This is a genomic window from Arenibacterium halophilum, assembly GCF_005938225.1.
GTDB lineage: Bacteria > Pseudomonadota > Alphaproteobacteria > Rhodobacterales > Rhodobacteraceae > Arenibacterium > Arenibacterium halophilum.
Genome location: NZ_VCPC01000001.1, coordinates 1207063 through 1229820 on the forward strand (window position 1 = coordinate 1207063; position 22758 = coordinate 1229820).

The 22758-nt window shown below is 65.7% G+C and carries 20 protein-coding genes; 9 read left to right on the plus strand and 11 right to left on the minus strand.

The features are described 5' to 3' along the window. Positions 1 to 24 precede the first annotated feature (24 nt). The 4 genes from FGK64_RS05840 to FGK64_RS05855 all read right to left on the minus strand — a co-directional run bounded on the left by FGK64_RS05840 (position 25) and on the right by FGK64_RS05855 (position 7633). Positions 25 to 3909 (minus strand): hypothetical protein, encoded by a 3885-nt coding sequence (locus FGK64_RS05840; protein WP_138862817.1) that lies wholly within the window; start codon positions 3907 to 3909, stop codon positions 25 to 27. Then, complete coding sequence (locus tag FGK64_RS05845) at positions 3906 to 5294, minus strand: hypothetical protein (RefSeq protein WP_138862818.1); 1389 nt, start codon at positions 5292 to 5294, stop codon at positions 3906 to 3908. The genes FGK64_RS05840 and FGK64_RS05845 overlap by 4 nt, the downstream gene beginning before the upstream one ends. A 128-nt stretch (positions 5295 to 5422) precedes the next feature. After that, positions 5423 to 6703: a nucleotide disphospho-sugar-binding domain-containing protein gene (locus FGK64_RS05850; protein WP_138862819.1), complete on the minus strand. Its 1281-nt coding sequence runs from the start codon at positions 6701 to 6703 to the stop codon at positions 5423 to 5425. Positions 6704 to 6712: 9 nt separating this feature from the next. Continuing rightward, complete coding sequence (locus FGK64_RS05855) at positions 6713 to 7633, minus strand: GntR family transcriptional regulator (protein WP_138862820.1); 921 nt, start codon at positions 7631 to 7633, stop codon at positions 6713 to 6715. A 193-nt stretch (positions 7634 to 7826) separates the two neighbouring features. On the opposite strand from FGK64_RS05855, the gene FGK64_RS05860 reads away from it, so the two are divergent. The 8 genes from FGK64_RS05860 to FGK64_RS05895 are packed head-to-tail and all read left to right on the plus strand — an operon-like array spanning position 7827 to position 15153. Continuing rightward, positions 7827 to 8873 carry a polyamine ABC transporter substrate-binding protein gene (locus tag FGK64_RS05860; RefSeq protein WP_138862821.1) on the plus strand — a complete coding sequence of 349 codons (1047 nt, stop codon included), beginning with the start codon at positions 7827 to 7829 and terminating at the stop codon, positions 8871 to 8873. A gap of 60 nt (positions 8874 to 8933) precedes the next feature. Then, positions 8934 to 9788: an ABC transporter permease gene (locus FGK64_RS05865; protein WP_210236540.1), complete on the plus strand. Its 855-nt coding sequence runs from the start codon at positions 8934 to 8936 to the stop codon at positions 9786 to 9788. Next, positions 9785 to 10567, plus strand: coding sequence for an ABC transporter permease (locus FGK64_RS05870; protein WP_138862822.1), 783 nt, complete (start codon positions 9785 to 9787; stop codon positions 10565 to 10567). The genes FGK64_RS05865 and FGK64_RS05870 overlap by 4 nt, the downstream gene beginning before the upstream one ends. Continuing rightward, positions 10564 to 11610, plus strand: coding sequence for an ABC transporter ATP-binding protein (locus FGK64_RS05875; protein ID WP_138862823.1), 1047 nt, complete (start codon positions 10564 to 10566; stop codon positions 11608 to 11610). The genes FGK64_RS05870 and FGK64_RS05875 overlap by 4 nt, the downstream gene beginning before the upstream one ends. A 21-nt stretch (positions 11611 to 11631) precedes the next feature. Then, entirely contained in the window at positions 11632 to 12912 is a 1281-nt protein-coding gene (locus tag FGK64_RS05880; RefSeq protein ID WP_138862824.1) for a nucleotide disphospho-sugar-binding domain-containing protein, read from the plus strand. Beyond that, positions 12909 to 13256, plus strand: coding sequence for a cupin domain-containing protein (locus tag FGK64_RS05885; protein WP_138862825.1), 348 nt, complete (start codon positions 12909 to 12911; stop codon positions 13254 to 13256). Before FGK64_RS05880 ends, FGK64_RS05885 begins: the two co-directional genes overlap by 4 nt. Before the next feature lie 14 nt (positions 13257 to 13270). Further along, positions 13271 to 13615: a cupin domain-containing protein gene (locus FGK64_RS05890; protein WP_138862826.1), complete on the plus strand. Its 345-nt coding sequence runs from the start codon at positions 13271 to 13273 to the stop codon at positions 13613 to 13615. Positions 13616 to 13626: 11 nt separating this feature from the next. Further along, entirely contained in the window at positions 13627 to 15153 is a 1527-nt protein-coding gene (locus FGK64_RS05895; protein WP_138862827.1) for an aldehyde dehydrogenase family protein, read from the plus strand. Between the two features lie 144 nt (positions 15154 to 15297). Here the strand turns inward: FGK64_RS05895 and FGK64_RS05900 are convergent, their stop codons facing one another. From FGK64_RS05900 to dctP, 5 genes are all read right to left on the minus strand, one after another. Further along, complete coding sequence (locus tag FGK64_RS05900) at positions 15298 to 16815, minus strand: malonate--CoA ligase (protein WP_138862828.1); 1518 nt, start codon at positions 16813 to 16815, stop codon at positions 15298 to 15300. A gap of 14 nt (positions 16816 to 16829) precedes the next feature. Next, positions 16830 to 18077 (minus strand): malonyl-CoA decarboxylase, encoded by a 1248-nt coding sequence (locus FGK64_RS05905; RefSeq protein ID WP_138862829.1) that lies wholly within the window; start codon positions 18075 to 18077, stop codon positions 16830 to 16832. Then, on the minus strand, positions 18074 to 19390 hold the full coding sequence (locus FGK64_RS05910) for a TRAP transporter large permease (protein ID WP_138862830.1): 1317 nt from the start codon (positions 19388 to 19390) through the stop codon (positions 18074 to 18076). Before FGK64_RS05910 ends, FGK64_RS05905 begins: the two co-directional genes overlap by 4 nt. After that, the gene (locus tag FGK64_RS05915; RefSeq protein ID WP_138862831.1) at positions 19390 to 19938 is read right to left on the minus strand and encodes a TRAP transporter small permease; all 549 of its coding nucleotides are present in this window, start codon (positions 19936 to 19938) and stop codon (positions 19390 to 19392) included. The genes FGK64_RS05910 and FGK64_RS05915 overlap by 1 nt, the downstream gene beginning before the upstream one ends. 80 nt (positions 19939 to 20018) lie before the next feature. Further along, positions 20019 to 21005 (minus strand): TRAP transporter substrate-binding protein DctP, encoded by a 987-nt coding sequence (gene dctP / locus FGK64_RS05920; protein WP_138862832.1) that lies wholly within the window; start codon positions 21003 to 21005, stop codon positions 20019 to 20021. Positions 21006 to 21142: 137 nt separating this feature from the next. On the opposite strand from dctP, the gene FGK64_RS05925 reads away from it, so the two are divergent. Continuing rightward, a complete protein-coding gene (locus FGK64_RS05925; RefSeq protein WP_138862833.1) occupies positions 21143 to 21799 on the plus strand; it encodes a GntR family transcriptional regulator in 657 nt (218 codons plus the stop codon). A 16-nt stretch (positions 21800 to 21815) separates the two neighbouring features. Here the strand turns inward: FGK64_RS05925 and FGK64_RS05930 are convergent, their stop codons facing one another. Together FGK64_RS05930 and FGK64_RS05935 are read right to left on the minus strand one after the other, a co-directional pair. After that, positions 21816 to 22295, minus strand: coding sequence for a copper chaperone PCu(A)C (locus tag FGK64_RS05930; RefSeq protein WP_138862834.1), 480 nt, complete (start codon positions 22293 to 22295; stop codon positions 21816 to 21818). Between the two features lie 40 nt (positions 22296 to 22335). Continuing rightward, entirely contained in the window at positions 22336 to 22692 is a 357-nt protein-coding gene (locus FGK64_RS05935) for a DUF2946 family protein (protein WP_138862835.1), read from the minus strand. Between the last annotated feature and the right edge of the window lie 66 nt (positions 22693 to 22758).

Here is a 22758-nt window from a genome sequence, read left to right on the forward strand (position 1 = left end):
CGTTTCCTGGTTGCGGGGTGTCCCCTATTGGCCTGTGGCGCGGCCGATGGTCATCATGTCCGACATCGTCATGGTCACGTCGGTGCCGTGCATCATGTCGGCATAGGGCGTGTTGCCGTCAAGCTTGAAGCCCACCTCGATCGTCGACACCGGCGGGATGTCGACGGTGACGGTGGCGCGCAGGAACCCGCCGGCGCCGTTGATGGCGGCGGCGAAGGCCGGCAACGAGGCATAGCCGGCCGCGCTGAGCACCTTGGACGTGACGGCGACGACATTGGCCTTGGTCACCTCTTCCGGCAGGAAAGAGTTCACCTTCTGCTGGTTGGACTGCTTGCGCAGGGTCTTCAGCAGGTTCTGCCCCGGCGGCAGGCTGGCGGTGGGCAGGCCCTCGAACTGGGCGGTCATCATGTGGCCGGCCGCCACGTCGCCGGGCCTTGGGCCGCCATCGGCGATATTGCCGAATTCAAACGCCTCGGGAACGTGACGGCCACAGATGTGGCGCTGGCGGATCTTGCCCTGTGCCGGTGCGGGCGGCGGGCCCGACACGGTAAATCCGCAGGGTTGCTTCGAGTTGGTGTTGCCCAAGGCATACGGGTCGCCCTTGATGCCGGCGGCACAGCGAATCAGCTCGTCCCGGGGGGCGCCGACGTGGCCGGACCTGCGCTTGGTTTCGGTGACCATCATCGCCACCGTGCCATAGGTGTTGCGCATGTCCTGCGCGTTGGCATAGGCGGGATTGGTCGGCGCCACATTGGCGTTGATCCAGGCCGCCCATGCCGACGCAACAGCCTGCAAACGCGCGATGAGCGATGCCCCGACATCCGGGTCAAGCGCCTTCTGCTTGTTCGTGGCGGCGACGATCTGCGCTTCGGCGGTTGTTTTTGCCGTGTCGATGGCGCCGTGATCGGCGTGTGTCGTGCCGACCTCGGCCAGGGCCGTGCGGGCCTGGGCCAGCAATTCATTGGCGCGTTCGTGCCATTTGGCGGCGGCGCCGTTCGCGGCTTCGAAGGCCGCGGCGGCATTGCGCAGGGCGACATCGGGCATCATGCCGTTGGCATGGGTGGTCAGCTGAGTTCCGACCGGCCCGGTGGGCGCGGCGGGCACCCGGCCCAGATGGGTGGTTGCCAATGTGAACGCCACATCGGCCATTCCCTTGGCAGCGGCACAGAGCGCGGCGGCAGCCTGCACCCGTTTCAGCGCCGACGCGCCGGGCACCTGGGCCTCGGCATCGGCCTTGGTTGCCGCGTCTCGCAGGGCGCGGGCCGCATCGTCGGCGATCAGCGCATCCGACAGCATCGCCCCGGCGCGGTTGGCCATGGTGGCGCGCAGACCCTCTGCCTGCTGCGCCAGAGCCCCTGCCCCCATTGTCGCCGCACCGCCGATATGGTCGGCCACCAGCGCCGCGCGGGCGGTGGTGGTATCGTCCGAGGCGGTCTTGTGCTTGGCGCTAAGTGCGGTGGCCGCCAACGACTGCTGCGCGGTGGCATAGGCAACGGCCCCGGCGCGCGCCTTTTCGAGTGCGTCAAGCGCGCGGTCGATGTAGATCTTGCGCTGGTCCTTGTCGATGACAAGCCGCGCGGCCATGGCCAGCGCCTGCGCCTTGGCGCGCATCTCGGTCAGCGCATCGATCCAGCCCGCATCGGTTTCGTCGATCAGGTTGACCACGTTTATCGCGGTCGTCAGATCGGTATTGGCGCCCTTGGCCTCGTTCAGATTCGCTAGGGCAGCTTCATCAAAGGTAACGCTATCGCCAACCTCGGCCTGCGCCGCAGCGCGGGCGAAGGTGTCGGCCTTGCCGGTGTCGGCAAGCACGCGTTCAAGATCGGCAATATCGACACCCACGGAGCGCGCCAGATCTCCGGCGCGTTCGGCCTCGAGCGCCTCGGTCGGTTTGCCCGCCGCCTTCAGGCTGGCCGCGATCATGTCGCAGCTGTTGCCATTGCCCAGCGCGGCGCTGGCCTTGACCGAGCCGAAGGCTGCCGCCGCGCGCGAGGCGGCGGCGGCGCGGCGCGCGGCTTCGGCTACGGCATCGGCGGCTTTGCGGGCGGCATCAAATGCGTCTTGCGCCTGGGTCTTGTCGGGGGCGGCGGCGCCCGCGCGGGTCGCCATGGTGGCGGCGGCAGACACCCGCGCGACGATGGCCGGGTCGACCGGCGCGGGCAGCTTCGCGATTTCAGCCGCGCCCGCCAATGCGGCGGCAGTGGCCGATGTTGCCTTGTCGTTCAGGGCCTTGGTTTCGGCGGCCCGCTTGTCAGCCTCCATTTCGCCGATCAGCGCCTGTGCGGCAGCGCTGGTTTCATCAGCGTTGGCGCCCATCGCGGCAGCAGCAGCGGCGGCGGCCCCCATCGCGGCCTTGCCGAGATCGCTCAGCGCCTTTTTCTCGGCGTCGCTTGCCCCGCTGCGCAACTCGGCGACCTCGCCCAGCTCGGCGGCGGTGGCCCCGATGGCTCCGCTGGCGGCCAGCGCCTGCGCGGCGCGGGCGGCCAGGGCCGTGGCGATGGCCGCGCCCGCCGCCTTGGCCGCCGTCAGCGCAGCGGTGCGGGTGGTCTCGTCGGGTTCCTGACGCGCCTGGGTCAGCAGATCGTCGGCCAGTTGATCCAGCGCCTGACAAGCAGCATCACACGCGCCCGCACCCAGCTTGACCAGCGCGGCGGTGTCCTTGACCACGGTGTCCGTCATCTCGGAGGTGCGCTGAGTGATGGCGGGATTGGCCTGCGGCAGAGGCAATTGGCCGATCTCATCCGCGCGCCCCTCCAGCAGCGCCTTGGCCAGCGCCAGTTGCGCGGCATCCTCGCCCAGCAGCAGCGCCATGTCGGAGGTGCCCAGCGCCAGCGGCGATCCGGATTTCAGCAGATCGCCCATGGCGGCGGCCACGCCCGCCTGTGGCAACAGTTCGCCAGTTGCCGACGCATCGCCGATGGCGCGGGCCCGGTTGCCGCCCAGATCGGGGGCGGCCTTGGCGCGGCCCATCGTTTCAAGGTTTTTCATGAAGGGATCGCGCAGTGCTATCGCCGCGGCGGCATTATCCGCAGCACCACGATGCAGAAACCCGTCCAGCGCCGTCTTCAACCGTTCGCCGCCATGTGCATCTTTGCCGTCAAACGCCAGGATCATGCGCCCGAACTGGGCCTGATCGTCGTCCGAGGGGAAGCCCGCGTGCAATTCTTTCAACCGCGCGGGGCTGCCGCCAAGACCCTTGGTGATGACATCCTTCATCAATCCCGCGCGCCCGGGGGCCGCGCCATCCAGCCCGCCCTTGACCATCAGATCGTTCAGCTTGCCAAGGTCCTGGTCGCTGGTGAAATCGTCTGTCAGTTTCTTCAGCAGCGCGCCGTCGTCGCCGCGTGCCAGCTCGGCCAGCACCTTGGGCGCCTGCCCCAGACCACCCTTGCCCAGCGCGTTTTCCAACTTGGCCGCCTGTGCCGGATCCTTGAAGGTGTCGACCAGCTTTGCCAGATTGTCGGCCGACCCGCCACAGGTGTCGCCCAGCAGCGCGGCCAGCGCCTCGGGGCGGGTGCCAAGGCCGCCCTTTTCCATCACGACCTTGAAATCCGCGTTTCCGGCGAACTTGTCGGCAAAATCCTTGAGCTTGCCCGCGTTCCCGCCACAGCCGGTTTCTGCCAGCACGCCCAGCGCGCGCAGGTCACCGCCCAGCGTCACCTCGGTCAGCGCCTTCAGCTCGGCCGGGTTGGAAAAGGCCGCAAGGATCGCCTTGGCGCCGGGTTTCGACGGCAGCCGTGTCAGGAAATCATTGGCCCGGTCGGCATCGGGGAAGGCCGTGGTCAGCGTGGCCAGTTCGGTGGATGACAGATCGGTGCGCGCAGCCCCCTGCGCCGCGATCAGCGCGCCCAGCCGCGCCTCTTCCCGTTCCAGCGCGCGGACGGCCTTTTTCAGGGCATCGAGACTCATGGCAGGGCCTTTCCCAGCGCATCAATCGCTGCCTTGTGCAGTTTCGTCAGGGCGGTCAGTTCGGCCGGGGCGGCATTGGCCGGGGTCAGGTCAACCCGGTCGATACGCAGCTTGAACCCGTTCAGATCGCGTTGCAGCCCAAGGGTCGCGCTGTTCACATCGTCCAGTGCATCCAGCGCCGCCTGCTTCTGATCAAGACTGTCCACCAGCAGTTTCACGGCTGCATCGGCGCGGTCGGTCAACGCCTTCTGTTGCGCGTCGCTAAGCGCAAAGACGTGCGTTTCGCCGATGTTGTCGGCCACTTCGGCGTGGCGTGCCTGCACCGCAAGAACCGCGTCGGTGACATCGGCCAACTGGTTGCACACCCCGTCCACCTCTTTCGCGATCCGGGTCGCCAAAGCATCCAGACCGCTGGCATCCGACACCGGCCAGGCCGCAGCGCGAGTGGCATCGCGCAGCACGGCGTGGGCCTGCTGCAAATCGGCCGCCTCAGCCTTGATCGGGTCGGTCAGGCCGGGGGGCGTGCCCGGTTCCGGTTTCAGATCGGCACCGCCCCACGTCAGCCGGTCAAGCAGCTGGCCCATGCGGGTGGCAAAGCGCACACGCCCCGCCGCCGCCGCACGGCCCTGTTCCACCACCAGCAGTAACGCGGCCAGCGCGGCCTCGGCTTTTTCCAGCGTCGCGTCATCGGGGGTGCCCGACAGATCGGGAAACGCAGCCAGCGCGTCCTGCAAGGCCTGCGCCTCGGGGGCGACCGCCTCGGGCAGCTCGGCCTCGGTTTGCGCGGCAAGGATTTCATCGCGCCGTTTCAGGCGCAGCGCCGCCTGTTGGGCGGCCCGGTCCAGCGCCGCGTCAACGGCGGGGCCAAGGTTTTCGATGTCCACCTCGGCCGCATCAAGCCCGGCCTCGTCCAGTGCGGGCGCGCCCAGTGCGGTGCGGATCGCGGCCACCTTGCTGGCAATCTCCTCGGCGTCATCGTCGGCCAGCGCCTTGCCGGCGCGTTTCTCCTGCGCTGCCAGATCGCCCAGCAGCGCGTCGCGGCGGATGTGCAGCAGCGCGACGGCATGGGGCGCGCGCATGGCCTGAACCACCTGCGCGGCGGCCTTGATCCCGTCGCGGGTGAACGGGGCCGAAAGATAGCCCATCGCCTGGTTGTGGAGCGAGGTCAGGATGCCTGTATCCTCGGCATTGGCGGCGGCAGGCGGGCCGAACCGCGCCAGAAGCTCGCGCAGCGTGTTCAGGTCCTTTTCCAGCGTCGCCCGCTCGGCATCCGGGTCTTTCGCCGCCGGGGGCGTTGCCAGATCGAGCGCGGCCAGAGTCGTGATCGGCCGTTTCAGAACGTATTTTTCCAGAAATGCGCGCTGTGTCTCGGTCAGGTCAGCCAAATCCGGCTCCTCCCAGAAAAGGAAAACATGAAAATACGGGGCAAAAACGCTGATTCCATGCGCAAGGTAACACCGATTTTGGCACCCTAGAAAGTGATCTGGTTCACAGAAGGGGACAAAAGCCGCCTCTAGGCGGGCAGAACCTCAAGGATGCGCCGGGCCGCAAGGGCGACGTGATCGGCCTTCTGCATCTGCGCGGCGTTGGCGCGCAGGCGGTCGCGCATGGTACTGTCGCCCATCAGCTCGGTGATGGCGCGGGCCAGGGCGGCATCGGTCATGTCCCAGCGGGGCAGCGCCTGCCCCACCCCGGTTTCCGCCGCGCGGGCGGCGTTGTCGTGCCCGTCCCAGCAATAGGGCAGGATCAGCGAGGGCACGCCGTGGAACAGCGCCTCGCAAAAGGAATTGTTGCCGCCGTGGTGGATGAACAGTTCGCATTGCGCCACGACCGAGGGCTGGGGAAACCAGTCCTGAAGGTGCACGTTATCGGGCACGCTGGAATAGGAGTCGATCCCCGCGCCCACGTTCACAAGGAACCGCGCGGGCAGCGTGGCGAAGACTTCCAGCAGGCGGCCGAAGAACGCGGTGTCCATCGCGCCAAGGCTGCCAAAGCTGACATAGACCAGCGGCCCGGTGTCGCGCGGAAAGGCGGGCGGGGTATAGGGGGCCTCTTGCCTTACGCAACCGTCAAGGCAGGTGTAGCGCCCCGGGTCCAGCGGCGTGGCGCGGGTGTGGCGGGTGATGTCGGGGGCCAGCAGCAGGTTCAGATACGGCGAGGGTTCCATGAACAGCCCCTCGGCCAGCGGGGGCAGGCCGTGGTCCGTTCGGAAGGTGTTATAGGCCATGTGCGAGGGCGCGGTGGCGGCGCGATAAGCGGCGGTAAAGGCGGCCGGATCGGCCCCCGAGGCCAGCCCCGACAGGTAGGGCGGCACGCACGGATCGGGCAGTTCGGTTTCAGCGCAAGAGACCACCCGCACCCAAGGCACGCCCGCGTTGGCGATGGCGGGGAACATGATGACATTGTCGATCACTACCGCGTCGGGCTTCAGCCGGGCCAGCAGGCTTTGCAGCCCCGCCTCGACCGCCATGGCACCGTCGACAATCGCTTGCCAGACCGGGGCGACATAAGTCGTCAGCTGCTCCTGCGGGGGCAGGTTGAAATGCGGCAGGTGGTGGCTCAGGAAATCCTGCCAATAGCTTTGGGTTTCATCTGCCGTCAGGTCCGGTTCGCCGGGGATGCGGTATTCGTCGAACCCGTAATCGGCAAACACCCCGTGAAAGCCGCCGTGGGTCAGGAACACCGGCGTCGCACCTTGCTTCGCAAGCTGCTGCGCGATGCCGACACAGTTCAGCGCGGCGCCGAAACTGGCCTCGGGGAAGATCGCGATCAAGGGGGAGCGGCGGGCGGTCATGTCAGGGCGTCAATGCCTGCGGGGCGTGCCAAAGGCAAGCGCCGGAGCGCCCCGGTTCGCCACACTGGGGCGGCGCGCGCGCGACAGGCGCAGATGCACGCGCATCAGATCGGCGGCCAGGTCGGGCTGCCCCGCTTCGATATGGTCGAGCATGCGCAGGTGTTCTTCCAGCGCCTGCCGCATCCGGAAATCGTTGTACCCCCCCGCCGGGCCCGAAAGCTGGCGCAGCCCGTGGTGCGCCATCAGCGATTCCGTCACGAACTGGTTCCCGGCCGAGCGCGCGATCAGCCGGTGAAATGACAGATCGGCCTGCTGGAAATCGCCCGGGTCGATGCCGTGTTCGGGATGGGCCAGCAACATCTCGGTCCGGGTGCGCACGGCGGCGGCGCGGGTGGCGTCCAGCCGGAAGGCGGGCGAGAGGATCGCCTGCGGCTCCAGCATCAGGCGGAAATCATAGCTTTCGTCGCTGGCGCCCCGGTCGCCCGGCATCCGTTGAAACAGCCAGAGCTGGCCCTCGGCACGCTGCATCACGCCCTGGGCCAGCAGGGTTTCCAGCGCCTTCTGCGCCTCGGCCCGGGTACAGCCGTAGCGGCGCAGCAGATCGGTCACGTTCACAGAATCATCCAAGCGCCGCGCCGCACGGTCGCGCAGGATGCGGGCGGGCAGATCAGCCTGAGGCGGTGCCTCGCCCGCAAGGGCGGCAAGCCCGCTTTCGGGTGCGCAGGCCAACACGGTGCCGCCCTCGGCGGCGCGGCGGGCCAACCCGCGATCCATCAGAAGGCGCAGCGCTGCGCGCACCGGGGTGCGCGACACGGAACAGGACTCGGCCAGCGATTTTTCCACCAGCCGGTCGCCTTCGCGCAGGCCCGATTCCACCGCGACATCCAGTATTTTTTCCGCCAACCGGGTGTATTTCAGTGCCGCCGCCATTCCTGCCCATCCGCCCCGTGACCAAAAAACCGTCAGATTTCCGCGTGTTCCGGCGTTTTACCATGCCACGCACAGATTGCCGCAAATTTCTGTTGAGTTTTTATTGGCTCAAAAATACCGTGATCCCATAACAAGTCAATTCGCTGCAACGACAGCACGACATCGCAACACTGGTTCCACAGGGGGAACAAAGATGACCAGAACACCGCTATCCGCGCGCCTTGCCGCCGTGGCCGCCTGCGCCCTTATCGCCGGAGCCGCGCAGGCCGAGAAGATCGTGATTTCCAACTGGGATGGCTACATGCCGCCCGACCTGCTGGAGAATTTCACCAAGGAAACCGGGATCGAGGCCGAACTGTCGGTCCACGCCACAAACGAGGAAATCATGGGCAAGGTCGTCGCCGGTGGCGGCAAGGGGTACGACGTGCTGTTCGTGTCCTCGCCCTTTGCCGAGGCGCTGAAGAACCTGGGCCTGTCGGCACCCATCGACCACGACAAGGTGCCGAACCTTGAAAACCTGTACGACGAGGCGACCGAGCTGGCGCATGATCCGGGCAACACCTATTCGGTGCCCTACGCCTGGGGCACGACGGGGCTGTGCTATCGTTCGGACATGATGGAAGAGCCGACGTCGTGGAATGCGCTGCTGTCGCCGTCGGACGACCTGAAAGGCAAGGTCACCATGCTGTCGACCGACCGCTGGCTGATGGGCGCCGCCGCACTGGCGCTGGGCAAGTCGCTGAACGACACCAGCGCCGAAACGCTGGCCGCCGAAAAGGACATGCTGATCGCCACGAAGCAGGATCTGCTGGCCTATGACGATGCCACCTTCTACCTGAAGCTGGTGTCGGGCGAGGCGACGATGGTGCAGGCCTGGGATGGCTGGTGCAACTACGGCATCGCCGAAAACGCCGAGATCAAATACACCATCCCCGAGGAAGGCAGCGACCTGTGGGTGGATGCCATCGTCATCACCAACGCGTCGGAAAACAAGGACGCGGCGCATGCCTTTGTGAACTATGTGATGGGCAAGGACGTGGGGGTCTGGGTGGCGTCGAACATCCTGTACAAGACGCCGAACCAGGCCGCGATGGAAGCCCTGGACCCGTCGCTGGTCGAAAGCTTCCCCAACATGGGCATGGCCCCTGCCGAGTTGGTGAAATACGAGCAGCTGCGCGATCTGGGACAGGGGCAGAAAGCCTTTGCCCGCACCGTGACCGAGATCATGGCCGCGCAATAACGCCCCCTGCGCGCCCCGCCGCAGGGGCGCGCGCTTTCCCTGCTGTTCTGAAAGACCGACGTGAACAACCCGTTGAAAACGCTTGTCCTGATGGGGCCGGGGCTGGGCTGGCTTGCCCTGCTGATGGTGGTGCCCTGCGGGCTGATCTTTACCTATGCGTTCTTTGAACGCGGGCTGTACGGCGGCATCGATTACATCTGGACGTTTGAGAATTTCACCCGCGCGGCCGATCCGCTGTATCTTGGCATCTTCCTGCGCTCGGCGCGGATTGCGCTGACGGCAACGGCCATCGCGATCCTGATCGCCTATCCGGCGGCCTATGCGATCACCCGCGCGCCGAAACACTGGCAGACGGCACTGCTGATCCTTGTGATCCTGCCGTTCTGGTCGAATTACCTGATCCGCACCTATGCCTGGATCGTGATGCTGAACCGCGAGGGGCTGATCAACGGCGCGCTGGAAGGCGCGGGCGTGATCGATGAACCGCTGCCGCTGCTGTATAATTCCTTCGCCGTGGTGGTCGGGCTGGTCTACAACTACACGCCCTTCGTGGTGCTGGCGATCTATTCGTCGCTCAGCCGGATCAACCGCGAGACCATCGAAGCCTCCGAGGACCTTGGCGCCTCGACCTTCACCACCTTTCGCCGCGTGATCCTGCCGCAGACGGTTTCGGGCGTCGCCGCCGGGGGCGTCTTCGTCTTCGTGCTGTCGATCGGCAATTTCATCACGCCCGACCTGCTGGGTGGCGGGCGGCTTCAGATGGTGGGCAACCTGATCTATGACCAGTTCCTGAGCGCGCGCGACTGGCCCTTTGGCGCGGTGCTGTCAATGTTCCTGATCGCCATCATGATGGTGCTGCTGTTCACGCAGGCGGTGCTGGCGGGCCGCGCCTCGGGCGAGAGGACTAACTCATGAGTCCCCGGATGCCCGCCGCGCTGAAGCTGCACATGGTGCTGTTCTATGCATTTCTTTACGTTCCGATCCTTGTGCTGATGGCGCTGTCGTTCAACCGCGCCGGGCTGCCCACGGTCTGGACCGGGTTTTCGCTGGAATGGTACGGCAAGCTGTTCAGCGCCGACCCGATCATCCGCGCCGCGCGCAATACGCTGGTGGTGGCGCTGGCCTCGACCGCGCTGGCCACGGTGATCGGCACCGCGCTGGCGGTGGGCGTGGAAACGCGGCGCCAGTCGGCGGCGCTGGACGCGCTGCTGTTCGCGCCGATGATCATCCCCGACATCGTGCTGGCGATTGCGCTGCTGTCCTTCTACACCGCGCTGAACATGACGCTGGGGCTGCATTCCATCATCCTGAGCCATGTGGTGTTCAACATCGCCTTCGTGGTGGCGGTGGTGCGCACACGGATGCGCCATTTCGACCATTCGATTCTGGAGGCAAGCGCCGATCTGGGCGCAAGCGAATTCACCACCTTCCGCCGCGTGCTGCTGCCTGCGATTGCGCCGGGGGTGATTGCCGGGGCGCTGCTGTCCTTCACCCTGTCGGTCGATGAATTCATCATCGCCTATTTCACCGCCGGCGCGGGGCAAGGGTCGACCACGTTGCCGATGCAGATCTACGCGATGATCCGCTTTGGCGTGACGCCAGAGATCAACGCGATGGCAACAATCGTGATGGGGGTGTCCTTCGCGTTGGTGCTGATCGCGCAGCGCGCCGACAAGGGAGTGTTCACGCGATGACGCCAGTGGTTCAGATGCGCAACATCGTCAAACGCTATGGCAGCGTGACGGCGATCGACAATGTCTCGCTGGATGTGGGCGACAACGAATTCTTTGCCCTGCTGGGGCCGTCGGGCTGTGGCAAGACCACGCTGCTGCGCACGCTGGCCGGGTTCGAAGCGCCGCAGGGCGGGCAGGTGATCGTGGGCGGGCAGGACGTGACACGCCTGCGCCCGGCAAAACGGCCGCTGAACCTGATGTTCCAGTCCTACGCGCTGTTCCCGCACATGAGTGTGGCGCGCAACGTCGCCTATGGGTTGGAGATGGAGCGCCTGCCCAAACCCGAGATCGACTCTCGCGTGGCAGAAGTGCTGGAGGCGGCGCAACTGGGCGGCTTTGCCAACCGCCGCCCCGACCAGCTGTCGGGCGGGCAGCGGCAGCGGGTCGCGCTGGCGCGCGCGCTGGTGAAACGTCCGCGCGTGCTGCTGCTGGATGAACCGCTGTCGGCGCTGGACAAGAAGCTGCGGCAGGACATGCAGCTGGAGCTGAAGCGGTTACAGGCCGAAATGGGGATCACCTTTCTGATCGTCACCCACGATCAGGAAGAGGCGCTGGTGATGGCCGACCGGATCGCCGTTCTGAAAGACGGCAAGCTGGCGCAGGTCGGCTCGCCGGGCGAGCTGTACGAACACCCCGCCAGCCGCTTTGTCGCCGGTTTCATCGGAGAGATGAATTTCGTCGAAGGCACCGCCACCGCCCAAGGGGTCGAGGTGCCGGGGCTGGGCCTGCTGCGCGGGGCCTCCACGCTGACTGGCCCCGCCGTGCTGGCCGTGCGGCCGGAGCGGGTCGATCTGCTGACCGCCACGCCGGGCGACGGGCGCAATGCCGTCACCGGCACCGTCGAACAGGTCGCCTATCACGGAGCCGACATGGGCGTGCATGTGCGGCTGACCAATGGCGCGGTGATGCGCGCCCTGCTGCGCGCCGGGCAGGACGCCCCCGCCATCGGCGCGCCCGCCACCTGCGCCTGGGCGGCTGAACATTCGCGCATCCTGCCGGAATAAGAAATCAAAGGGAGTTTCCAGATGACACAGAAAACCATCGCCTTTTTCCCCGAAGCGGCCTTTGGCCCCGCGCTGAACAGCGTCGGCATCGCGCAGGCCTGCGAAAAGCTGGGCCACAAGGCCGTGTTCCTCTCGGACCCGGGATTTGTCGAGGTGTATCAGGGTTATGGGTTCGAAGCGCACCCCGTCGCCCTGTCAGAACCGATGGAGCCCGAAGCCATGGCGAAGTTCTGGGAGGATTTCATCAACGGCCACATCCCGAACTTCCGCAAATCGCCCATCGACCAGATCGACAACTACGTGAAGGACTGCTGGGAGGCGATCGTGGACAGCGCGAAATGGGCGCAGAAGGATCTGCCCGGCGTGCTGGATGCGATCAAGCCCGACATGATCTGCGTCGACAACGTCATCATGTTCCCCGCGATCAAGCAGTATGGCGTGCCGTGGGTGCGCATCATCTCCTGCTCGGAAAACGAAATTCCCGACCCGCTGGTGCCGCCGCATCTGTCGGGCTGCCGCGTGGACGACCCCGAGGGAATGAAGGCCTATGACGATCGCTTCAAGGCGGTCATCAAGCCGATCCACGACGATTACAACGCCTTCTTGGCCGAGAATAACGAGGCGCCCTATGAGCTTGGCGAATTCTTTGAACCCTCGCCCACGATGAATTTCCTGCTGTATCCCGAGCCGGTGAAATACCCCCGCGAAACCCCTCTGGATCCAGCGCAGTTCCAGTACCTCGAAGGCTGCGTGCGCGAGGAAGAGCCCTATGAGGTGCCGACCTTCAAGGCCAACAACGACAAGCCTTTGCTTTACATCTCGTTCGGGTCGCTGGGCGCGGGCGATACCGATCTGCTGAAGCGGATCATCAAGACGGTGTCGACCCTGCCCTATCGCGCGTTGGTGAACGTGGGCGATTATATCGGCGAATACGACGATATCCCCGACAACGTGCATATCGCCAGCTGGTATCCGCAGCCCTCGGTGATCCCGCAGGTTGACGCGGTGATCCACCACGGCGGCAACAACTCGTTCACCGAGTGCCTGTATTTCGGCAAGCCCGCGATCATCATGCCCTATGTCTGGGACGGGCATGACAACGCGACGCGGGTGCAGGAAACCGGCCACGGCTTCGGCTTTCACCGCTATGACTGGAGTGATGAGCAACTGGCCGAGGCGCTGAACACCTGCCTGACCGATACGGCGATGCAGGCGAAACTGGCCGCGACATCCGCGCATATGCAATCGCGCCACGGCCCGACCAAGGCGGCGGGCATCCTGGACGGGATCCTGCAGGCATGAGCAGCGCGCCGCACCTCCACGATGTGTCCACCCGAGGCGACCTGATCGACTGGGGCCCGCAGCCCGATGCGGTCGCAGGTGCCTCGCGCTCTTCGGGGCGGCTGGTGCACAAGGGGCCGGACAACCGCCCCGAGATCGGCACCTGGGTCTGCACGCCGGGCACCTGGCGGCTGACCCTGCCCGCTGACGAGATTTGCCATTTCGTGGCGGGCCGCGCGACCTATACCGCCGACACCGGCGAGGTGATCGAGGTGGGCCCCGGCACCGTGGTGATGTTCCCCAAAGGATGGTCCGGCCAATGCGCCGTGCACGAGGAAATGCGCAACGTCTATGCGCTGTTTTGAAAGGTAGACTGACGATGACAACCCCGGTGATGCACAAACCGCTGGAGCAGGACGATCTGGTCGATTGGGGCGAGATCCCGACGATGATCGAAGGCAGCTCGCACACCTCGGGCAAGCTGCTTCACAAGGGCCCCGACGGGCAGAGCGAATGCGGGTTGTGGGTTTGTACCCCCGGCAAGTGGAACTGCCACGTCACCCGCGACGAATTCTGCCACTTCCTTGAAGGGCGCTGCACCTACGTCCACGAGTCGGGCGAGGTGATCGAGATCACGCCCGACACAGCCGCCTTTTTCCCGCAGGACTGGAAGGGCGTCTGCACCGTCCACGAGACGGTGAAAAAGGTCTACATGATCCGCTGAGAGAGCCGCTGATGTCCGCCGAGCTGCCCGACCCGTTCACCCCCGCGCTGTTTCTGAACCCGGCCTATCAGACGCTGTCGGGCGCGGGGACCGTGCTGGAAAACCCCTCGACCCTTGAACCCGTGGGCGTGTTCGGCGCGCCGACGGGCCCCGAGATCGACGCTGTTCTGGCGCGGGTCAACGCCGCGCAGAAGGGCTGGGCCGCGACCGACCCGAAGGCGCGCGCCAAGGTGCTGCACCGCGTGGCCGATGCGATCGAGACGGGCGACATGGCCGCTGTGGCCAAGCGCATGACGCTGGAAACCGGCAAGCCCTATCCCGAGGCGATCGGCGAGATCGCCAATATCGCGCCGGTGTTCCGCTATTACGCCGAAATGGCCCGCGACGATGCGGGCCATATCGCCGGGCCGATGCAGCCCGGATCGTTCCAGTTCATGGTGCAGGAGCCGCTGGGCGTGACGGTGCATGTGGTGCCCTACAACTTTCCGCTGATCCTTGGCTGTTGGTCGATTGCCGCCTCGCTGGCGGCGGGCAATGGCGTGGTGATGAAGGCCGCGCCGGCGGGAACCTTGTGTACGCTGGCCTTTGCGCAGGTGTTCCGGGCGCTGCCCGATGACCTGGTCGCCGTGCTGCCGGGCGGGGCCGAGGTGGGCCAGCACCTGATCGGCTCGCCCCTGACGCATGGGGTGGCGTTCACAGGCTCGGTGGCGTCAGGCAAGGCGGTGGCGGTGGCCGCCGCCGGACAGCTGAAGCCGGCGGTGATCGAGGCGGGCGGCAGCGACCCGATGATCGTGTCGGACAAGGTGGATGTGGATGTGGCCGCCGCCGGGGCCGTCACCGCCGCGTTTCTGCAATCAGGGCAAGTCTGCACCTCGACCGAGCGGATTTACGTCGTTGGCTCCGCCTACGGGGCGTTTCTGGAGGCGCTGGTGACACGGACCCGCGCGCTGCGGATCGGCGATGGCATGGGCAAGGCCGAGATCGGACCGCTGGTCAGCCGTGCCGCGCGGGACAAGGTGGCCCGGCTGGTCGAGGACGCCGTTGCGCAGGGGGCGACGGTTGAATGCGGCGGGTGTGTGCCAGAAGGCGTCGGCCCCGGCTGGTTCTATGCGCCCACCGTGCTGACCGGCGTGACCGATGCGATGGAGATCGCGCGGGAAGAGATTTTCGGCCCCGTGGTCTGTGTCTACCCGGTGCCGGATTTCGACACGGCGCTGGCACAGGCGAATAACTCGGACTTCGGGTTGGGCGCGAGCGTGTTCACCGATGACCTGGACGAGGCGTTCCGGGGCGTGCGCGAGATGCAGGCCGGGATGGTCTGGATCAACAACCCGCTGGTGGACAACGACGCGCTGCCTTTTGGCGGGATCAAGAATTCGGGCCTTGGGCGCACGCTGGGCCGGACGGGGCTGGACGCGTTCCGCCGCCCCAAGATGGCGGTGATCGACCCAAAGGCGCGGATGGCAGACTGGTGGTATCCCTACCCCGACGACTGGTTCCATGCCGAGGACGAGAGCGCCGGACGCAGCCACGTCTGAGTTGCTTCGTACTGGAAGAGGGGGCTCTGCCCCCACCCCTTCGGGGTTCCCCCGGGATATTTGTCCCCCAAAGAACAGGGGGACAGGAGATCAGCGCGGCGGCGCGGGTGTGGGAGGGGCTGGGCCCCTCCGGGGTTTTGGTGGTCAGGACGGCATGAAGCGCGATTTGTAGGTGTCGCGCAGGATGTTCTTTTGCACCTTGCCCATGGTGTTGCGCGGCAGTTCGTCCAGCAGGATCAACTCGCGCGGGTGCTTGAAGCGGGCGAGGCTGTCGCGGGCAGCGGCGAGGATCGCATCGGTATCGGGGGCTGCGCCCTTTTCCGGCACGAGGATGCCCAGCACGGTTTCGCCGAAGTCCGGGTGCGGCACGCCGATCACCGCGGATTCAAGCACGCCGGGCTGGTCGTCGAGCAGCAGCTCGATTTCCTTGGGGTAGATGTTGTAGCCGCCTGAAATGATCAGGTCCTTGTTGCGGCCCACGATGTGGACATAGCCGTCTTCGTCCACGCGGCCGAGATCGCCGGTGATGAAGAAGCCGTCTTCGCGCAGCTCGGCGGCGGTTTTTTCCGGCATCTGCCAGTAGCCTTTGAACACGTTGGGGCCGCGCACCTCGATCTGGCCGACCTCGCCGTCCGGCAGGGTCTTGCCGGTTTCGGGGTCGGTCACCTTCAGCTCGACCCCCGGCAGCGGGAAGCCCACGGTGCCGGCGCGGCGTTCGCCGTCGTAGGGATTCGAGGTATTCATGTTGGTTTCCGTCATCCCGTAGCGTTCAAGGATGCGGTGGCCGGTGCGGGATTCGAAGCTGACGTGGGTTTCGGCCAGCAGCGGCGCGGAGCCCGAGATGAACAGCCGCATCCTGGCGGTCAGCTCGCGGGTCAGGCGGGCGTCGTCCAGCAGGCGGGTGTAGAAGGTCGGCACGCCCATCATCGCCGTGGCGCGGGGCAGCAGGGCGATCACCTGATCGGCATCGAATTTCGGCAGGAAGATCATCGACCCGCCCGCCGTCAGCGTGATGTTCGTCGCCACGAACAGCCCGTGGGTGTGGAAGATCGGCAGCGCGTGCAGCAGCACGTCATCGGCGGTGAAGCGCCAGTGATCCGTCAGGGTGCGGGCATTCGACAGCAGGTTGTCCTGCGTCAGCATCGCGCCCTTGGAGCGGCCCGTGGTGCCCGAGGTATAGAGGAAAGCGGCAAGATCGTCGCCACTGCGGTCGACTGTGTCAAAGCTGTCGGGCTGCCCTTCGGCCTTGTCCGAGAGCGAGCCGGAGCCATCGCCATTCAGCGTTTCCAGCGTGGCGCCAAGGCCCGTGGCGATGGGTGCGAGTGCCCCCTGACTGGCGCCATCGCAGACCATCAGCCGCGCACCGCTATTTTCAAGGAAATAGGTGAGTTCATCCACCGTGTAGGCCGTGTTGAGCGGCAGGAAGATCAGACCGGCCTGCGCGCAGGCGGCATAGACGGCCAGCGCCTGCGGCGATTTCTGGATCTGCACGGCCACCCGGTCGCCCGGATTCAGCCCCGCGCAGGTCAGCACATGGGCAAACCGCGCTGTCATTTGCAGGAACGACTGGTACGAGATCTCGGAGCCGTCGGGCAGGATCAGGAAGGCATCAAGGCGCCCGGCGTGGGCGGCGAACAGCGTGTCATAAAGCGGGTTGGCCATGGGTTCGACTTTCTTCAGGCCTGCGCCCGGGCGGCGCCGGCAGCCAGCGCACGCACCTCGGGAGAGGCGGCGACGGTTTTCTCGGTTGCGAATTTTTCGTGGTTCTGCGCCACTTTGCCCAGATCGTAAAGGTAGTTCACCATGGCCCCGGCGCTTTGGGCCATACCTTTTTCCGATGTATCGGCGCCCGCGTGTACGGCATGCACCAGCGCGCCATTGCCAAGGTGGAAGCGCGCGACCGGATCCAGTGGCGCGGCGCCTTCGGTCTTGGCCTTCAGCAGGTAGTGGGCGGCGGTGGCGCGCAGCGCCTCGGACGTGTCGATGGGAGGGGGCGCCTCCTGCGCGGTGTACCAGCGCATCAGCCCGGGAATGGGCGAGAGCGTGACGAAGGTTTTCAGCCCCGCCAGTTCGGTCGACAGGTCGGCGGCCACCTGCTTGATCAGTGAATTGCCGAACGAAATGCTTGCCAGCCCGGCCTGACAGTTCGAGATCGAATAGAACACGGCTGTGTCCGCATCTTCGGCGGCCAGCGGGGCGCGTTCTTCGGCCAGCAGCATCTGGATCGAGCCGGGAATGCCCTGCGTCAGCGCCACCTCGACGAAGATCAGCGGCTCGTCGGGCATGGCAGGGTGGAAGAAGGCGAAACAGCGCCTGTCTTCGGGTTGCAGGCGGCGGCGCAGATCGTCCCAGCTGTCGATGGCGTGCACGGCCTCGTAGGCGATTATCTTTTCAAGGATATGCGCCGGGCTTTCCCAGTTGATCGGGCGCAGCACCAGGAAGCCCCGGTTGAACCACGAGGCAAACAGGTGCCGGAAATCGAGGTCCAGCGCCTGCAAGGCCGGATCGCCCCGCCCCAGACGCAGCAGGTCGGCCCGCATCCGCACCAGTCGCGCGGTTGCGCCCGGCACCTGGTTCAACCGGCGGATCAGCTCTTGCCGGGGGGGTTCGGCGGCGGCCATGAAGGCGCGATAGGTGGCTTTCGAGGGGTCGGCCTCGTACGCGGCCAGAGTGTTGCGCACCTGGGTCGGGTCGATGTTCTTGGCCTCGGCCAGGTCGTGGAAGACGGCCAGCTTTTCGCCGTCATCCAACTGCTCGAACCGGTCCAGGTAACTGCGCGCCAGGGCCAGGCCCGAGGTTTCGCCCGAGGCGCTGACCAGCGCGCTGGCCAGGTCGGGCAGCGGGCGGCTGTCATCCCGGGCCGCGGGGCCCGAGCGATAGCGCCGGTCGAAAACGGTCGACAGAAGATCGGCAAGCAGGGTCAAAACGCTTCTCCCATCACGGCCTCGGGCAGCCAGGTGGCCAACCCCGGGAACAGGCACAGCAGGATGATCGCCAGCACCATGCAGCCGACAAAGGGCAGCGACCCGGTGAGGATCGTCTTGAGCTTGATGTCGGGCGCGATGCCGTTGATGACATAAAGGTTCAGGCCAACGGGGGGCGAGATCAGCCCGATTTCCATGTTGATCGTCAGCACCACGGCAAACCAGATCGGATCGAACCCGGCGGTGGTGATGATCGGCAGCAGGATCGGCGCCGCCATCAGGATCACCGCGACCGGCGGCAGGAAGAACCCGGCCACCAGCAGGAACACGTTGACCGCCCCCATCAGCACCCAGCGGTTCACATCCAGCGTGCCGATCCATTCGGCGATGGACTGGGTGATGAACAGCGATGACAGCATGTAGGAGAACACCCCCGCCGCCGCGATGATGAACAGAATCATCACGGATTCACGGGTGCTGTCGCGCAGCACGTCCCACAGGGCGCGCGGGCTCCAGAGTTTGTAGATGATGACCGCGATCAGCAGGCAGAGCAGCGCGCCCACGGCGGCCGTTTCCGACGGTGTCGCGATGCCGCCGTACATGGCATAAAGCACGCCAAGGATGATCAGCAGGAAGGGCACCACGCGCGGCAGAATCTCGAACCGTTCGCGCCAGGTATAGCTGCCCGAGCCGAGCCGCGTCGTATCGCCCGAGCGCCATGTGGAATACAGCGACCAGGCCATGAACAGGGCGACCAGCAGGAAGCCCGGGATCACACCGGCCAGGAAGAGCCGCCCGATCGAGGTTTCGGTGGCGATGCCATAGACGATCATGGTGACCGAGGGCGGGATCAGGATGCCCAGCGTGCCGCCCGCGGCGATGGACCCGGCGGCGACGCCATCGGGATAGCCGCGCTTGCGCATTTCGGGGATGCCCATCTTGCCGATGGCGGCGCAGGTGGCGGGCGACGATCCCGACATGGCGGCAAACAGCGCGCAGGCGCCAAGATTGGAAATGACCAGCCCGCCGGGAATGCGCGTCAGCCAGCGTTCCAGCGCCTCGTACAGGTCCGCCCCCGCCCGGGTCGAGGCGATGGAAGCCCCCATGATGATGAACATCGGGATCGACAGCAGCGCAAAATTGTCGAGCTTGCCAAAGAAGATCTCGGGCAGCAGTTCAAGCGAGCGCATCCCGTCGAACACGATCAGGAATCCGGCCGAGACGATCAGCAGACCAATGGCAACCGAAACGCCGGAAAACAGCACGGCGATGGTGGCAAGCGCGACCAGCGCGCCCAGAACGAGCGGGTCCATCAGACGTCCTCCAGCCCGAAAGGTTTGTCGACACCTGTCAGCACGGCCACCAGATCTGCGATCAGTTGCAGCAGCAGCAGTCCAAAGCCGACCGGAATGGCAAGATAGGGAATCCAAAGGCGGACGGCCCAGACGGTGTCGGATGTCCAGCCGCGCGACCACGCGAAATGCCAGTAGTCATAGCCGTAGTAGACCATGACGGCGACAATCGCGATGGACAGGCCCAGCGTGATGACGGCCAGCACCTTGCGCGCGCGCGGCGCCAGCGACAGCGGGATCAGATCGACGTTCACATGACCGCGCAGGCGCTGGACATAGGGCAGGCCGATCAGAGTGGCCGCGACCATCAGGTAGATCACCGCCTCGGTCTGCCAGACGGTCGAGCCGTTCAGCACAAAGCGGATCACGATCATCTGGCAGGTGATGCCCACCGCCACGACGATCATCGCCGCCGACAACCAGCCCGCAAGGGTGGATAACGCCGCGACGGTTTTCAGAAAGGGGTTGTTGCCTGCATGTGCTGCGGCAGCCGTGCTGTGGCCGGCCATGGGCGCCTCCGGGGTTCGGGGGTGTCGTGATGTGGGAGTTCAGGGGGTGCGGGGCGGCACGGGGCCGCCCCGCAGCGCGATCATTCGACCGCGAGCGCCATATCCAGCAGCTCTTGCCCGTCGGGCACATCCGCGACGAAGGCCGCATAGGACGTCTCGCGCGCCAGATCCTGCCATGCCTTGAAATCGGCATCCGACATATTGGCAATCTCCACACCGGCTTTTTCAAAGACTTCGACCGAAGCCGCGTCTTCTTTTTTGGCTTCGTCCAGATAGAAGGCCTGCGCCTTTTCCGAGGCCGCCATCAGCGCGTCCTGCTGTTCTTGGGTCAGCCCCTCGAAGGTGGATTTGTTCATCAGCAGCGGCTGATACATGAACCACAGCGCCACGTCGCCCGCGGGGGTATAGCACTTGACCTGCTCGAAGATGCGATAGGACACGAAGGACGACGACGAGGTGTTCACAGCATCCAGAACGCCGGTCTGCATCGCGTTGTACACCTCGGACGAGGCCATCGACGCGATGGATGCGCCCGCGCCCGCCAGCATCTGCTCGAACGCCTTGCCCGCCGCGCGGGTTTGCAGGCCCGCGACATCCTCGGGCTTGGTGATGCACTTGTCCTTGCCGGCAAAGCCGCCCGCCAGATAGCCGTGCACCAGCACCATTACATCGTCCTCCGCCATCTTGGCCTCGAGCGCCTCCATGAAGGGCGAGTCCGACAGGCGCGCGGCGTGGTCATGGTTTTTCACCAGCCCGGGCATCAGCGTGAGGTTATAGGCCGGTTGCTGGCCGCCCGCATAGGAAAGCGGCAGAACGGTCATGTCGAGCTGGCCGCGCGACAGGGGCTTGTACTGCTCGCGCGCCTTGAATAGCGAGCTGGACCCGAAGATCTTGATGTCGAGGTCCACACCGGCGGCGGCAACCTCATCCGCGACGATCTGAGCCACCTTGTGGCGCACGTCGTTGTTCGACCATTGGTGCGACAGGCGCAATTCCGTGGCATGTGCGGCCCCGGCCGCGGCAATCAGCGCGGCGCCGGCGACGGCAGCCTTCAGCTTGGCAATCATGTGTTCCTCCCATGGTGTACCGCCCGGATTTCACCGGGCTGTGTCGCCAACTATGGAGGATATGTTCTGTGAGTCAATCATCTTGTATACAAAAAGAAACGCTTTGCACACTCACGCCGCTTTGCTAGATGTCGGGCATGGAACCCCGCCGCGCCGACAGCATAGCCCAGGAGCTGGAAGAGCTGATCTTCAGCGGTGGATTCGCCGATGGAGACCGGCTGGACGAAGTGCGGCTGGCCGAGCAGTTCGGCGTATCGCGCACCCCCCTGCGCGAGGCGTTCCAGCGGTTGGCCCAGACCGGGCTGGTTGAACAGATCCCGCGGCGCGGCGTGTTCGTGCGCCAGCCCGGCGCGGTTGAATTGCTTGAGATGTTCGAGGTGATGGCCGAGCTTGAGGCCGCCTGTGGCCGCTACGCCGCCCGCCGCATCAGCGACAGTGCCCTAGATGATCTGCGCGAGGCAAACGCCCGCTGCAAAGCCGCCGTGGAACGCGCCGATCTTGATGCCTATTACCTTGAAAACGAACGGTTTCACAAAATCATCTATGCCCAGTCCGGCAACGGATTTCTGGAAACCGAGGCAAATCGCCTGCACAAGCGGCTGAAGCCGTTCCGCCGTCAGCAGCTGCGCCTGCGCGGCCGGATGCGGCAATCGATGTCGGAACATGAAACGGTGGTGCAGATGCTGACCGAAGGCGACGCCGAAGGCGCCGCGCGCGCCCTGCGCGACCATGTGGCCGTACAGGGCGAAAAGTTTCATCATCTGGTGGCCGGGCTGAAAACCGCGGCCAGCTGATCGCAGGGCGTCCGGGTCAGCCGCCGTGCCCACTGTGCCCGCTGTGTGACCCTGCCCCGCTTCCACGTGGTTCGACGGCAAATTCCACCTCGATTTCGCCGGCCTTCTCGAACACCAGCGTCGCCGGGACCCGTTCGCCCTCTTCAAAGGGATCACCGCCAAGGCCCATGAACATCACGTGGTAGCCGCCGGGTTTCAGCGCGACGGTCTGCCCCGCGGGAACGCTGATCGACTCGACATGCGACATGGTCGCAACGCCGTCCTTTTCCTTGCTTTCGTGCAGTTCCACGCGCGGGAAATCGGCCCGCACCTCAAGCAGCACATCATCTTCGGTGCCGGTGTTGGTGATCTCAAGGAACCCGCCCGCCGTCTGCGCGGTTTTCGCGGTTTCAAAGGCCATCGGATGGGCAATCGTCAGATCGCCAAGGGTATAGTCATGCGCCTGCGCCAAAGCCGGCAGGCAAAGCAGAAAGGTCGCGCCAAGTATGTCACGCATCGGTATCGTCCTGTTCGTGTAAGTGTCTGATCGTCTTGTGTCAGGCAACAGAAACAGGCGGCGCTCGGGGCCGGTTTGGTGCGTGGCGCGGTGTGCCGGGCGAATGCGCAATGGCCTGCCACGGGGCAAGCGTCGCGTACCCCTCTGCCACCGGCACAAGCAGCGCAGTCGCAACCGCCGTATCCCCGGCATGGACCAGAGCGCAATGCTGCGGGTCGCCCTGAGTTTCTACAGGCGTTCCATCCGCGCCCAGCCGGATCGTGATCAACCCCGACGGCGTACAGACCACGATCAGCCCCGGCCCCATGCCGATGGCCCCGGCCAACACCGCGCTGCCCCGGGGCAGAACCACCCCAAGCGCGATCAGCAGAACAAGGCCAAGCCGCAACAGTTTCATGGCCTCAGGTCTACCATCTGCCGGGCCCAATGCCACGCGAATTCCCCGCGCGACCCTGCGACAATT